Source organism: Acinetobacter sp. RRD8 (assembly GCF_031844225.1).
GTDB lineage: Bacteria > Pseudomonadota > Gammaproteobacteria > Pseudomonadales > Moraxellaceae > Acinetobacter.
The window spans coordinates 252,372-265,385 of sequence record NZ_JAUZUU010000001.1 but is presented as its reverse complement, the minus strand read 5'-3'; the positions used below and the strand labels follow the sequence as shown (position 1 = coordinate 265,385).

At 44.5% G+C, this 13,014-nt stretch carries 11 protein-coding genes and 6 pseudogenes; 11 read left to right on the top strand and 6 right to left on the bottom strand.

Features of this window, described 5'->3' with window-relative positions; genetic code table 11:
* Nucleotides 1-3: 3 nt before the first annotated feature.
* Both arsH and Q9R24_RS01335 read left to right on the top strand, forming a co-directional pair.
* Nucleotides 4-708, top strand: coding sequence for an arsenical resistance protein ArsH (gene arsH, locus Q9R24_RS01340; RefSeq protein ID WP_004280163.1), 705 nt, complete (start codon nucleotides 4-6; stop codon nucleotides 706-708).
* 141 nt (nucleotides 709-849) lie between these two features.
* Nucleotides 850-1,911: an ArsO family NAD(P)H-dependent flavin-containing monooxygenase gene (locus tag Q9R24_RS01335; protein WP_004646562.1), complete on the top strand. Its 1,062-nt coding sequence runs from the start codon at nucleotides 850-852 to the stop codon at nucleotides 1,909-1,911.
* Between the two features lie 114 nt (nucleotides 1,912-2,025).
* Here the strand turns inward: Q9R24_RS01335 and Q9R24_RS01330 are convergent, their stop codons facing one another.
* From Q9R24_RS01330 to Q9R24_RS01315, 4 genes and pseudogenes are all read right to left on the bottom strand, one after another.
* On the bottom strand, nucleotides 2,026-3,009 hold the full coding sequence (locus tag Q9R24_RS01330) for a potassium channel family protein (RefSeq protein WP_004280160.1): 984 nt from the start codon (nucleotides 3,007-3,009) through the stop codon (nucleotides 2,026-2,028).
* A gap of 174 nt (nucleotides 3,010-3,183) precedes the next feature.
* Nucleotides 3,184-3,330 (bottom strand): annotated as a pseudogene (locus Q9R24_RS14985) (IS5/IS1182 family transposase); the annotation flags it as partial.
* Between the two features lie 283 nt (nucleotides 3,331-3,613).
* Nucleotides 3,614-4,994 (bottom strand): annotated as a pseudogene (locus Q9R24_RS01320) (ATP-binding protein).
* A pseudogene (locus tag Q9R24_RS01315) lies at nucleotides 4,987-5,091 on the bottom strand (winged helix-turn-helix domain-containing protein); the annotation flags it as partial. The pseudogenes Q9R24_RS01320 and Q9R24_RS01315, both read right to left, overlap by 8 nt.
* A 2-nt stretch (nucleotides 5,092-5,093) precedes the next feature.
* On the opposite strand from Q9R24_RS01315, the pseudogene Q9R24_RS01310 reads away from it, so the two are divergent.
* From Q9R24_RS01310 to Q9R24_RS01295, 4 genes and pseudogenes are all read left to right on the top strand, one after another.
* Nucleotides 5,094-6,053 (top strand): annotated as a pseudogene (locus tag Q9R24_RS01310) (cytochrome c biogenesis protein CcdA); the annotation flags it as partial.
* Nucleotides 6,050-6,898: a TlpA disulfide reductase family protein gene (locus tag Q9R24_RS01305; RefSeq protein ID WP_311203546.1), complete on the top strand. Its 849-nt coding sequence runs from the start codon at nucleotides 6,050-6,052 to the stop codon at nucleotides 6,896-6,898. The pseudogene Q9R24_RS01310 and the gene Q9R24_RS01305, both read left to right, overlap by 4 nt.
* An 18-nt stretch (nucleotides 6,899-6,916) precedes the next feature.
* The gene (gene dsbG, locus Q9R24_RS01300; RefSeq protein WP_311203545.1) at nucleotides 6,917-7,657 is read left to right on the top strand and encodes a thiol:disulfide interchange protein DsbG; all 741 of its coding nucleotides are present in this window, start codon (nucleotides 6,917-6,919) and stop codon (nucleotides 7,655-7,657) included.
* 64 nt (nucleotides 7,658-7,721) lie between these two features.
* Nucleotides 7,722-8,032 (top strand): annotated as a pseudogene (locus tag Q9R24_RS01295) (DUF202 domain-containing protein).
* Here the strand turns inward: Q9R24_RS01295 and Q9R24_RS01290 are convergent.
* On the bottom strand, nucleotides 8,029-8,349 hold the full coding sequence (locus Q9R24_RS01290; RefSeq protein WP_071850363.1) for a metalloregulator ArsR/SmtB family transcription factor: 321 nt from the start codon (nucleotides 8,347-8,349) through the stop codon (nucleotides 8,029-8,031). The pseudogene Q9R24_RS01295 and the gene Q9R24_RS01290 overlap by 4 nt on opposite strands.
* Nucleotides 8,350-8,469: 120 nt before the next feature.
* On the opposite strand from Q9R24_RS01290, the gene Q9R24_RS01285 reads away from it, so the two are divergent.
* The 4 genes from Q9R24_RS01285 (at nucleotide 8,470) to Q9R24_RS01270 (ending at nucleotide 11,030) form a co-directional block, all read left to right on the top strand.
* Nucleotides 8,470-8,886 carry a YeeE/YedE family protein gene (locus Q9R24_RS01285; RefSeq protein ID WP_005251416.1) on the top strand — a complete coding sequence of 139 codons (417 nt, stop codon included), beginning with the start codon at nucleotides 8,470-8,472 and terminating at the stop codon, nucleotides 8,884-8,886.
* 1 nt (nucleotide 8,887) lies between these two features.
* Nucleotides 8,888-9,304, top strand: coding sequence for a DUF6691 family protein (locus tag Q9R24_RS01280; RefSeq protein WP_004646572.1), 417 nt, complete (start codon nucleotides 8,888-8,890; stop codon nucleotides 9,302-9,304).
* Between the two features lie 2 nt (nucleotides 9,305-9,306).
* A complete protein-coding gene (locus Q9R24_RS01275) occupies nucleotides 9,307-10,179 on the top strand; it encodes an MBL fold metallo-hydrolase (protein ID WP_005262089.1) in 873 nt (290 codons plus the stop codon).
* 68 nt (nucleotides 10,180-10,247) lie between these two features.
* Nucleotides 10,248-11,030 (top strand): sulfite exporter TauE/SafE family protein, encoded by a 783-nt coding sequence (locus tag Q9R24_RS01270; RefSeq protein ID WP_071850361.1) that lies wholly within the window; start codon nucleotides 10,248-10,250, stop codon nucleotides 11,028-11,030.
* A gap of 168 nt (nucleotides 11,031-11,198) precedes the next feature.
* On the opposite strand, the pseudogene Q9R24_RS01260 reads toward Q9R24_RS01270, so the two are convergent.
* A pseudogene (locus Q9R24_RS01260) lies at nucleotides 11,199-11,729 on the bottom strand (transposase); the annotation flags it as partial.
* A gap of 219 nt (nucleotides 11,730-11,948) precedes the next feature.
* Between Q9R24_RS01260 and Q9R24_RS01255 the strand changes: the two are divergent.
* On the top strand, nucleotides 11,949-12,986 hold the full coding sequence (locus tag Q9R24_RS01255) for a metallophosphoesterase (RefSeq protein ID WP_005262073.1): 1,038 nt from the start codon (nucleotides 11,949-11,951) through the stop codon (nucleotides 12,984-12,986).
* Nucleotides 12,987-13,014 lie beyond the last annotated feature (28 nt).

The following is a 13,014-nucleotide window of genomic DNA, read 5'->3' as shown; positions in this document are numbered from 1 at the left end:
CCGATGAACCTGCCTAACGTAGATCCAAATCTTATTGAACAACCCACCTTTGAAAAAGTCCAAGCCAAAGAACTAGCTCATCCTCCTCGGATTTTACTGCTCTATGGGTCTAATCGGGAACGTTCTTACAGTCGCCTTGCAGTTCTTGAAGCTGGTCGAATCCTTGAATATTTTGGGGCAGAAGTAAAAATCTTCCATCCGAAAGGGCTACCTTTACCGGAAGATGCTGATACTGAACATCCAAAAGTAAAAGAACTGCATGAGCTTCTGGCATGGGCTGAAGGTATGGTGTGGTGTTCACCGGAACGCCATGGTTCTATGAGTTCCATCTTTAAATCGCAGATTGACTGGATTCCTCTGGCAGGGGGTGCAATTCGTGCCACTCAGGGAAAAACCCTTGCCTTGATGCAAGTCAGTGGGGGATCACAGTCCTTTAATAGTCTGAACCAGATGCGTGTTTTGGGGCGTTGGATGCGGATGATCACGATTCCAAATCAGTCTTCAATTCCAAAAGCATTCCTGGAATTTGAAGAAGATGGACGAATGAAGCCATCAGCATTCTATGACCGGATTGTCGATGTGATGGAAGAACTGTATAAGTTTACTTTACTAACCCGTGGGCAAAGTGCTTATTTGACCAACCGTTATTCGGAACGCAAGGAATCGGCTGAAGAGCTTTCCAAACGGGTAAATCAGCGTAGTTTATAAATTCTAGGTGATCAGAGAGACTGAAAAGTATCTTGAGCAATGGAAGGCTAATTTAAACGCTTGAAAATTTTATGAAATACGCCCAGTCTGATAAGCAGGCTGGGTTTTTATTTGATGACAATAAAGAAGGGGGGAAATATTTTGGCTCAATTACAAGCTGAAGTTGATGTGATCATCATCGGTGGTGGACAGGCCGGTTTGTCCACGGCTTATTTCTTAAAGCGTAAGAACATTCCGTTTATCATCCTAGATGATCAGCCTCAGCCTGGAGGTGCCTGGCAGCATGCCTGGGAGTCCTTGCGCCTTTTCTCCCCGAATAGCTGGAGTTCGCTGTCAGGCTGGATGATGCCGGCGACCGAACAGACCTATCCGACCCGCAATGAGGTGATCGATTATTTGACCGCCTATGAGCAGCGCTATCACTTTCCTGTAGTTCGTCCGGTGCGTGTGGAACGCGTGGAAAGTAAGGGCCAGTATTTAGAGGTTTATGCCGGGGAACAATCCTGGAAAGCCAAAGCGGTGGTAAGCGCTACAGGGACATGGAGCCAACCATTTATTCCCGAGTATGCCGGCCGTGAGCATTTTCAGGGCGTACAACTGCATTCCGCAGATTATAAAAATGCTGAGTTATTTAAAACCAAGAAAGTCATGGTGGTGGGTGGCGGTAACTCTGGTGCACAAATCTTGGCAGAAGTATCTCAGGTGGCCGAAACGCTTTGGATCACCCAGACACCGCCGCAGTTTCTGGCAGATGATGTCGATGGCCGTGTCCTGTTCTTAAGGGCGACTGAGCGCCTGAAAGCCCAGCAGGAAGGTAGAAAGATTGAGCAGCCCATTGGGGGGTTGGGTGATATTGTCATGATTGATTCAGTTAAAGATGCACGTGAGCGAGGCATTTTGCAGAGCAGGCGTCCATTTTCAGCTTTTACAGAACATGGCGTGATTTGGGAAGATGGCAGCACAGCGCATGTGGATGTGGTGATCTGGTGTACAGGATTTAAGGCGGCGCTGAATCACCTCAGCAGCCTCGGAATTATCCAGCCGGACCAGACCATTGCGGTTCAGAATGGCCGCTCTGTTCAGGTACCAAATTTATGGCTGGTGGGCTATGGAGAATGGACCGGTGCTGCTTCGGCCACGCTGGTCGGGGTTTCCCGGACAGCTCGGGCAGTAGCGGAAGACATCGCTGCATTTTTGGCCTGAGAGGATTTGATCCTGATTCAGTCGAGTGGATTGAGTGAATAGTATCTGTCTGCAACGAGCATCATACCCGATGGTCTGATGCTCGTGATGATACGCTTGCATTGACGTTCGAATTTAATCAGGTAACTTATGCCCACAATGTGGACAGAAGAAATATTTGTTTTTTTCCTGCTCGAGTTGTTCTTTCTTACGCTCATGAATAAGTTCTAACAGGATATCCTGCATTTGTTCTTTGCTCAGTCCGACTTCTTTACGTAAAATTTCAATTTTTTCTTGATCTTCAATTAAGTCAATTTCTGCATCATCGAGCAGTTCACGAAATCTTAATTCCAGTTTGTGCTTGCGCTGTCTCAGCTCATTGGCCAGACCATTTGCCAGAATACCCGCAGGAAGCGCTGCCAGACCCACCCCTAAAATAGTAATTAAAGCCCCTAGAAAGCGGCCTAAGGGGGTGATTGGTGTCACATCGCCATAGCCGACCGTGGTCAGTGTCACCACTGCCCACCACATGGATGCAGGGATGGAGCTAAAGACTTCTGGTTGAGCCTTATTTTCAACCACATATACTCCAGCCGCCGCGATGATGATCATGATCAGCAGGATAAAAATAACCGCCTGAAATGAGCCCTTTTCGCGCTTGATCACCCGCAATAAAATCTGCAGGGAGACGAAATAACGGGTTAATTTAAGTAATCTGAATAATCGAAGGATTCGCAGGAAGCGTAAATCGAGATGCACAAAGAAGTTAATATAGGCCGGGAGAATCGCCAACAGGTCAATGATGGCACCGCCACTACGGATCCATAACCATCGGTTTTTCCATGCACCTTCAAAGGGGTCTTTTTCCGCAATGGCCCAAAATCTTAATAAATATTCCAGGGTAAAAATAAAGATCGAGAATAATTCAAAGGCATCAAACAGCAGCTGATAGGATTGATAGAGGTCATTGATTGATTCAAGTAAAACGGCAGCAGTATTCCCAATAATCAATATAATCAGAAATATATTGATGACGCGACTTAAGATGCTTTCGTGTTCTTCATTATGCAAATTGTCATAAATAAATCTGCGAAGCTTATACCAGGCCTTGAATTCCATAACAGTGCATTACGGTGCGATAAGATGCTTTGAGTTTAGCGCAAGCCCGGCCATCGAAAGGAAATTTTTAAAAAATTAATCAGAACTGTGGGGTGGTGATTATCCTGGATTTTTAGGGCTAAAGCGAGTGTGCACGACTCTAAAACCCCCAAAGCATTCTGGTAAATCTCACTACGGAATACTTGAACGATACCGATACAATACTGCTTCAACAAATACCCTGTTGTCTTTGGCAGTTACTCAAACAGTACTTGCTCGTCCGGGCAACAGATCCTTAATCTGTTCCCACTGATCATCTCTTAATGCATAGCGTTTAGTCATGAAAAAATAATGAGGACAGATTAGATTTTTTTAAGCTAATTGGTGACAGGCCTAGTTGCATCAAGTGATCTTTTTTCTCTGGCATTTTTGTTTTCATAGAGGGGTCTTATTATTTTTATACCTGTTTCTATGCTAAAAATTAAAAGTGCGTTGTGATCGCCTGATCATAAACTTGAGAATACAGAGAAGGTTTTTGTTGAAGAAAAAGTTATTTGTATAAACAAAGGAAGTGATTTGAATTGGTGATATCTTTATTGGATGTTGAAAAGTAAGAATTTTTATTTCAAAAAATCTCTAGGGTTTTCGAATGTATTGAATTGATTTCAATGCGAAGCCCATAGGGCTGTCGGGCATTGAAAGAGAGCTGATAGCCATACTGTTTTAACAGGTTAGCGGTCAATGCCAGTCCTAAACCATGGCCGTGCTGCTGAGCAGATTTGCGCCAGAAGCGTTGTCCTAAATGTTGGATATCCTGTGCTGTCAGTTGCTGTCCATCATCTTCAATCACTAGGCAACCAGACTGCATGGAAATCCAGATATGGGCAGCCTGTGCATGCAGCAGGGCATTTTCAAGCAGATTTTTCAGTACGGTATACAGCACAAATTCAGGCAGCTGAATTTCGCCCAAGTTGTCCCAGTTTACTTGTATTTTTTTGTTCATTTCTGGATAGCGTGTACCTAAGTCTGCAAGAACTTTCTCAAGTGTGGGGCGAAGCCAGATGGCCTCAGGCATTGCCTGGATACTGTTTTCTGATTGGGTCAGCAATAAAAGCTGCTCGAGTAACAGCGTATAACGCCGGATACTCTCATTGGCCTGCTGCAAATTATGCTGAATGGATTCAGGCAGGTGCTGCTGCTGACCGATCAGCTGGGCCAGTTGTACATGGGTTTTAATTGCAGTCAGGGGACTGCGTAATTCATGTGCAGCATAGGCACTAAAGGCTTTCTCCTGTTGCAGACTGTCATTGAGTTTTTGAATCAACTGCGTGGAATTGTTGACAAAAGGCTGTACTTCTTGGGGAATACTTGCAGGCTTGAGCTGCATTAAAAAATCTGCCACCTCTGAATAGCTAAGGTTTTTCTGGTTCAGGTATTGACTGAGCTGATCCAAAGACCGGAACTGTCTGCGGATAATAAAGATGATCAGGGCAATACAGATCAGCAGTGAGAAGACCAAGGGAATCAGTACGGACTGCAGAATCTGCTGTAGTAAGGTATCCCTCAAGAACATACGTTCTGCTGCCACCACCTGAATATCGCCACGACGCAGAACATAACTGCGCCATTCCGTATCACCCTGCTGCCAGGTGCTGAATCCTTCTGGTCGCTGGCTTAAATTTTGGGGGGGCACCGCGTGTTTTGGCAATCACCTGATTACCTAACGAGATGTCAGAGCTAAAAAGAGAAACTTCACAGGCAATTAACTGGTTTGCATCATCATTCTTGGCTAATTTGGATAAGGTTGCATCCCCTAGACTATCCAGCGGTAACTGCTGAATCAGCCGGGCAACCATTTGTGCAGATGCCGATAAGCGTTGATCCAGTGTGTCTTGTAAACGCTGTTTCAGGTCAATATACAGCCATGAAAATACTGCACTCCACAGCACAATAAACACGGCCAAAAGACTCATGACCAAACGCCATTTCAAGCTGTGACTAAACATGACGCTGCTCAAACGGTTTAAAAATATATCCCACACCACGAATGGTCTGAATTAAATCTGGATGCAGTTTTTGTCTCAGGTGATAAATGTGTACATTCTTTGTTTGTTTTGTTCGCACTTAATCTGTTTGGAGCATTTCAGCTGTCCTTACCCCAAGGAATGTTACAGCGTCTGGATCAATGGCAGCAAAAGCAGAAGGGTGGCACGCTGATTGGTGCCGGTCTTATGGGCATGATCGCTGCACTGATTGTCGGGCCATGTATGAGTGCGCCGTTGGCCGGTGCCTTAATCTATGTGTCTCAGCTCAATCAACCGATGCTGGGAGCCAGTTATCTGTTCGTCTTAGGCTTTGGGCTGGGCTTGCCGCTATTTATTGCTGCCGTATTTGGGTCCCATCTTTTACCCAAACCTGGCATATGGATGGATCGCCTGAAGTTTAGTTTTGGCTTTGTCATGCTGGCTCTGGCCTTGTATTTCGCCCGTCCACTATTGCCCGGCATTTTATACCTGAGCCTTTTGGGTGTGGTACTGATCACCTGTTCAGGCTACTTCTTGTTCAAGATGCTGCCTCATGTGCATCGGTCTGTAGCGAAAATAGGCCTGATGCTGCTCAGTGGTTTACTGGTCTATGCAGGAGGCATGCAGCTCTATCATGTCTGGAGTCAGGTACAGGTGGCCCATGTAGAATCACGGCTTGAATGGCAGAGAGTCAGTACAGCCGCACAATTGCAACAGGTTTTAGCCAAACATCCTGCACAGCCGGTGGTGATTGATGTCTATGCGGACTGGTGTGTGGCCTGTCAACCGATCGAAAAGGAAGTGATTCCACGTAGTGATGTTCAGGCTGCTTTACAAAATGTGGTTCGTATCAAATTAGACCTGACCCACTATCATCCAAGTCAGGATGAGCTGCTAAAAGAATGGCAAATCCTCGGACCACCCACCTTCATATTTCTAAATGCAGCGCATCAGGAACAACGCGAGTTGCGTTTAACCGGAAGCTTTAGCGCGACACATTTGCTCGGTAAATTGCAGCAACTGCAAGGGGAACAACCATGATGATTTCCAGTGATGCACTGCATCTGGGACCTTTGATGTTGCCCTGGTCCCTCATTATTGTTGCAACTGGCTTGATGCTATTATCTGCCATTTTGTTTGGATTAGCCAGAAAGTATTCATGGTCTAAACAGCTGCTTGGACAAAGTCAGGATTTGCTCTGGAGCAGTTTTTTGGTTGGAATGCTGGGTGCGCGTCTTGTTTTCGTCCTGCTTAATGCCGAGCTGTATTTTGCAGCACCCATCGACATACTGAAAATCCAGGACAAAGGTTTTCATTTATGGGGAGGGGTGCTAATTGGTGCTTTATGGTATGTCATTCGAAACAGACAGTTGCAGACCCGATTCAAAGCCATCTTGTTGATCATATTGGTACTCTGGATCGGGCTTGGGCTCGTATTCAAATCCAGCCTAAAAACTGAAGCAGCGTTTCCTGATCTCGCCTTTGCTGGACTAGAACAGGAGCGTCTGGATACAGACAAGATTCCACTCAGCCAGTTCATTGGCCAGCCCACGGTAATTAATTTGTGGGCGAGCTGGTGTCCGCCGTGTCACCGCGAAATGCCGGTGTTAGCCAAAGCAGCCGAGCAGCACCCTCAAGTGAATTTTGTCATGCTCAATCAGGGTGAGGAGGTTGAAACTGTAAATGCCTATTTAAAAAAACATCAGTTTCAATTTAAACATGTCCTGCTGGACCCATATGGTGAACTACCCCAGCAGCTGAATAGTTTTGGCCTGCCAACGACGCTGTTTTTTAATGCTCAAGGCCAGCTGGTCGAGCGGCATATGGGGGAACTCAGTCCGGCCATGTTGCAGCAATATTTAAACAGAATTTCAGATCAACCTTAAAAAACGGAAGGACTTAGTATGAACAAAATTCACCAGGTGCTTGGTGCAGGCATGTTCCTGATCATGAGCATGCACACACAGGCAAATATTAAACAGCATATTGAAAAACAGGGTTTTGTGTTTGTAAAACAGATTCCGGCACCGCAAGGAATGACTGGCTGGGTAGGGCATGAAGACCAGTATTCCAATACGGTATTTATCTCCAACGATGATAAATACTATATCAAGGGCGAACTGTTTGATGCACAAGGGAAAAGCCTTTCCAATGAGCAGATTGAAAAGCATATGAAAAAAGCGGTATTGGACGATGTATGGAAAACCCTGGAAAAATCGACCTGGATCCAGGATGGCAAGCCAGATGCACCACGGGTGGTCTATATCTTTTCCGATCCGAATTGCCCATATTGCTATAAATTCTGGCAGGCGGCTCGGCCTTGGGTCGAATCAGGCAAGGTGCAGTTGCGTCATATTCAGGTCGGTGTGATCCGTGAAGAAAGCCGTGGCCAGGTGGCCACATTGTTAATGTCGAAAAATCCAGCAGCAGTTTTTAATGATATAAACAAGAATAAAGGCAAAAAGCAGCTCAAGAAAATGGAAAAGATTCCTGCCGAAATTGCTGCAAAAATTGATGCCAACCAGGCCCTAATGGGGAAATACGGCTTTTTCTCCACACCGTCGATGGCCTGGAAAAATAATCAGGGTGAATTTAAATCCACTCAAGGCCTGGCGATGGACGTCAAGGAAATTTTTGAACAATAAGATTGGATGAGATATGTCAACTTTGGATCATCCACGGATACTGTTTGCTTTGGAATGAACCGCTCTGGCATGAAACCGGAGTGGTCTGACATTAATTGCATTGGGTTTTGTGATTAAAAAAACCAACCGGCTATTGTAATTAGTCGATCATCAACGTTATGCATAAAAATAGCCTATGCACAGTGGATGGGGATTGCGGTGATTGTATTTGGTATGTTGGTGAATTTCGCCTCAATCCTGCAATATCGACGGGGTTTGACATCACTGCGACCGCCGGAATTTATTGAAGGTTATTACACCCAGTATCCCGTATGGCTAAATCTGTTTACTGCTTTTAGCGGACTGCTTCTGATCATTTCTTTTTGGCTGCACTAAGAAGAGGGCTGGGCGCAATACAGCTCGTACAGCTTTTGCATCAGGCTCAAGACCTTGGGGTCACTCAGACGATAGAAAATCTGTTTGCCCTCACGTCGGGTGCCAACCATGTCGGCCTTACGCAGTACAGTCAGCTGTTGTGAAAGTGTAGGTTGATGAATATCGGCAGATTCTTCAATTTCCTGAACATTCATTTCCCCGTCAACCAGGACACATAAGATTTTCAGACGATCAGGATTGGCTAAAACTTTTAGGCATTGGCTGACGAAATCGACCTGTGAAAAATCAATTTTGGCATTTGCAGCAATCATATCCATAGATGTCCTTGAAACCTTTGATGTAACCCATGCAGTTTACACAATTTACCACAAAACTGCTTGATTATTATTTTTTAATATATAATATAAAAAAGTATATTGTATAGAGATTGATTCACCATGCATGACTTCCTCATCGCATTTATTGGCGGTTTAATGCTCGGACTTTCAGTGGTCGGCTATCTGTATGTCAATGGCCGTATTGCAGGAATCAGTGGTTTGGTTGGGCAGGTATTAAACCCAAAAACCGTATTTAAAACGCCTGCGATCTGGTTTTTATCAGGCTTGATCATTACACCGTTTATTTATGGTCTGTTTGTACAACCTGAAATCGAATTGAATGCCAGCCCATTGATGATGATTGTGGCAGGTCTGCTGGTAGGCTTTGGGACACGTTTGGGTTCGGGCTGTACCAGTGGTCACGGAATTTGTGGCATTAGTCGGCTGTCTAAGCGTTCTATCATCGCGACCATGACTTTTATGTTTGCAGGTTTTGTCGCTGTTTATATTATCCGTCATATCACAGGAGCATTCTAAAATGAAAAATGTGTTTGCCTTTTTATTTGGTGCGCTGTTCTCTGTGGGATTGATGGTATCGGGCATGTCCAATCCGGAAAAAGTACTCGATTTCCTGGATCTGTTTGGCGATTGGGATGCCAGTCTGGCCTTTGTGATGATGGGCGCGATTACTGTGGCCTTTATTCCCTTCCAGAAAGCATTACGTACGGCGCAACCGAAAACAGTATTTAATGAACCTATTGATTTACCTAAAAATAATCAGATAGATAAGAAGCTGATCACGGGTGCGGTTTTATTTGGTGCAGGTTGGGGCATTGCCGGCATCTGTCCGGCGCCAAGTTTCACTTTGATCGGTTTGGGCCACTATCAAGTGCTCTATTTTATTGTAGCAATGCTGGTGGGTGTATGGATTCACCGTAAATGGTCAGGAGCTTAACGATGTCAAATTTACCTATAGTAAAAGATTTTTTTCACGAAGATACCAATACCTTCAGTTATGTTGTACGTGATCCGGCGACCAAAGCCTGCGCCATTATTGATAGCGTTCTGGATTATGATCCGGCATCAGCAAGTACATCCACTATTCATGCCGATAAAATTATTGCCTATATTAAAGAGCAGGGTTTAACGGTCGAGTGGATTCTCGAAACCCATGTCCATGCTGATCATTTAACTGCAGCGCAATATCTCAAAGAAGAACTGGGTGGCAAAATTGCCATGAGCCAGAAAATTGGTATTGTTCAGGAAACTTTTGGCGCGATTTATCATCTGGATATTAAACAATGGAATGCTCAGCAGCTCTTTGATTATTTATTTGAAGATCATGAGTCGTTCCAAATTGGAACATTGAAAGCCTATAACATTCCAACACCGGGACATACGCCTGCTTGCCTGAGTTATGTGATTGGCGATGCGGTTTTTGTGGGTGATACGTTGTTCATGCCAGATTATGGTACAGCACGTTGTGATTTTCCGCGAGGCAGCGCAGAACAGCTTTATGATTCGGTGCAAAGCCTGTTTCAGTTGCCAGAAGATACCCGGGTCTTTTTATGTCATGACTATCTGCCTGAAACACGTGAATCGTATGTGTGTGAATCTGATATACAGACGCAGAAAAAACAGAATATCCATATTCATCAGGGAATCAGTAAAGCTGAATTTGCTCAGATGCGAAATCAGCGGGATTCAGGACTGAGTATGCCTAAGCTGATTCTACCGGCGATTCAGATCAATATGAAAGCAGGACAGTTTCCTGAGCCAGAACAAAACGGTGTTTCTTACCTCAAGCTTCCTCTTAACTACTTCAAATAAGCTTGTGTCGTGATTCAACAAAAAGTTCAACCTTTATTGAATCATTTTTGTGGATAAGGGAGAGGGCGATGTGGGCATTAATACTTGAAGGGCTAGTTATCGGAGTGCTATTGGGTTTGACCGGTGCCGGTGGCGGTATTCTGGCTGTACCTGCACTGATGACGACCCAGGGTTGGACGGTGGCCCAGGCTGCGCCGGTGGGATTGCTTGCGGTCACGCTGTCGGCCTTGGTCGGAACGTTCGAGGGTTTGTTCAAGCGTATTGTACGTTATCGCGCTGCCCTCTGGATTGCTCTCATTAGTATTCCTACAGCGCGTTATGGCGTGCATCTGGCCGATATCGTTTCTCCGGTCTGGCTGACGCTGGCTTTCAGTCTGGTCATGCTGATCGTGGCTTACCGGATCTTTTTTAATAAAGTGACCGACCATGGCAATGCACCGTGCAAGGTCAATCAATCGACCGGTCGTCTGATCTGGAATGTCAAAACTGCTTCGTTCCTAGCAGGTATTGGTGTTGTGGCAGGTTTATTAACCGGTCTGTTGGGGGTGGGGGGTGGTTTTGTAATTGTTCCAGCCCTGCGTAAATTCACCGACCTTGATATGCGCAGTATCGTTGCGACTTCCCTGATGATTATTTTCCTGATTGGTGGGGTCAGTATTTCTGCACACGTGCTGGATGGCTTTCAATATCCTGTTTCGGTTACGCTGACCTTTGTCCTGGCCTGTATTGTCGGGATGTTAATTGGACGCAGTCTGATGCAGCGGATTGACAGTAACAAGGTACAGAAAATATTTGCCACTACCGTGGTTGGGGTGGCGATGTATTTAATCTATTCAGCGCTCATGGGCTAAATAGCCAGTTGGAAATTTAAACTCAAACGCTTTCAATCTACCTGAGCATCGTTTATACAAAATATAATTTTAATGGCCGAGGAAGAATGAAAATGATGAAAACTGCAGAGCAATTGATCCAGAATGCAAAAAGCCGGATTCAGGAAGTCAGCGTAAATGAACTGTTTGAAGCGATGCAAAACCATCAACCAATTGCTCAACCATTTTTATGTCAGCAACATGTCCATTCGATAAAGCAGAACAACTAATTTCACCAAATTGGTTCATCACGATATGTAATTTACAGCCATAAAACCAACCCATAGAACTTTTGCCACGTGATGCGATTTGGGCTAATGATTTATGGCATTGAATACGTTGATTTTTACAAACAGGTAGCGTTGTTGAATCAATCTATAAGTATTGTTTATCTTTGCCTTTCATCAAAGCTACATACAGGGCATGTAGTGCTAATTCATGCCTATTGATCAAGTGAATCATGCGTTGGCAGCAAGGCAAGTGCTTAAATAAAAAGCTTTTATCCAGCTTTAGCCATGTAAAAAAGGCTTTGAAATTATTGAAATGAGAACATTTGTACCAAATGGTGATAAAGCAGATTTCTGAAATTGTGAGCTGAGCATTTCTGATTCTTAGAGAATGATGACTTTGTTTGAGGAACTTCCAATAAGTTGCTTCAAATTTAAGAAAGAAATCATCAATTAAGCAGAATCGGTACTATTGAACATCAGGACTAGAGTTGTGAGTTTGGTTTGGTAACTCAACTGATGGCTCTAGTCCTCTTATTTTTCAAGTCAATTTCTTATCCGTGATTCGGGTTAAATTATTTAAATGATGATTCATTCTGTATTCAGATCTTCATAAATTTAAAGCATACTCATAGGGATATATTCTGTTTTAGACTTAATTCAGGATGCATAAATGAAGTACTCATTTATACAGCAGGCTTTCACTGGTCCCGTGGACATCGTGGGGGATATTCATGGTGAGATTGCCGCGCTGGAACAACTGATCCAGGTATTAGGTTATGACCGGAATGGTCATCATCCAGAACAGCGCAAACTAATTTTTGTCGGTGATCTATGTGACCGGGGGCAAGACAGTGTTGCGGTGATCAAACGCGTCAAACAGCTGGTAGATGAAGGCTATGCACAATGTGTGATGGGTAATCATGAATTGAACCTATTGACCGATACTTTGCGGGAAGGCAATGGCTGGTTTTTTGGTTCACCGCATCAGGATGATCTGAAACCTTTTGATTCGATCCAAGCCTCAATCAAAGATCGACAATGGATTCTGGATTTTTTAAATAGCTTACCGTTGGCCTTGGAGTCGGAGCAGCTGCGTGTTGTGCATGCCTGTTGGCATCAAGGATCAATTGATCAATTACGCAATTCTGGTTTTACTTCGCTTGGCGAAGCCTATGCTGATTTCGTTCAACATACAGCGCTGGATCTGCAAGCCTTAGGTATTAATGAATTCATCCAGATAGAGCAGCAACGCTACCAACACCAGTTCAAAGACCCGGCTGCAACTTTACCTTTATTGCAACATCTCGCAGAAAAAGAGCTACGTGAGCAAATGCACAATCCCATTCGGGTCATTACTTCTGGTGCGGAAAAAATCGCCTTAGAACCGATTTATGCCGGTGGAAGGTGGCGGATGATCGACCGCGTGCCATGGTGGGACAGCTATACCGACCAAATTCCAGTCATTACTGGACATTATTGGCGGAACTTTAAATCTACTGAAGAAAAAACCGGTTTACTCAAATCGATCGATGCACTGCAATGGTATGGACAGCAACAAAACGTATTTTGTGTGGATTATTCAGTGGGTAAACGCTATCTCGATCGTCAACAGGGTGTCGCGTTCAGACATCGACTCGGCGCCTTAAGATTTCCAGAAAATATCTTGAGCTTTGAAGATGGCAATCAGTATTCAGTTCAGCGGTTCTGAGAAAAGGCAATTTTCTGATACAAAAAAA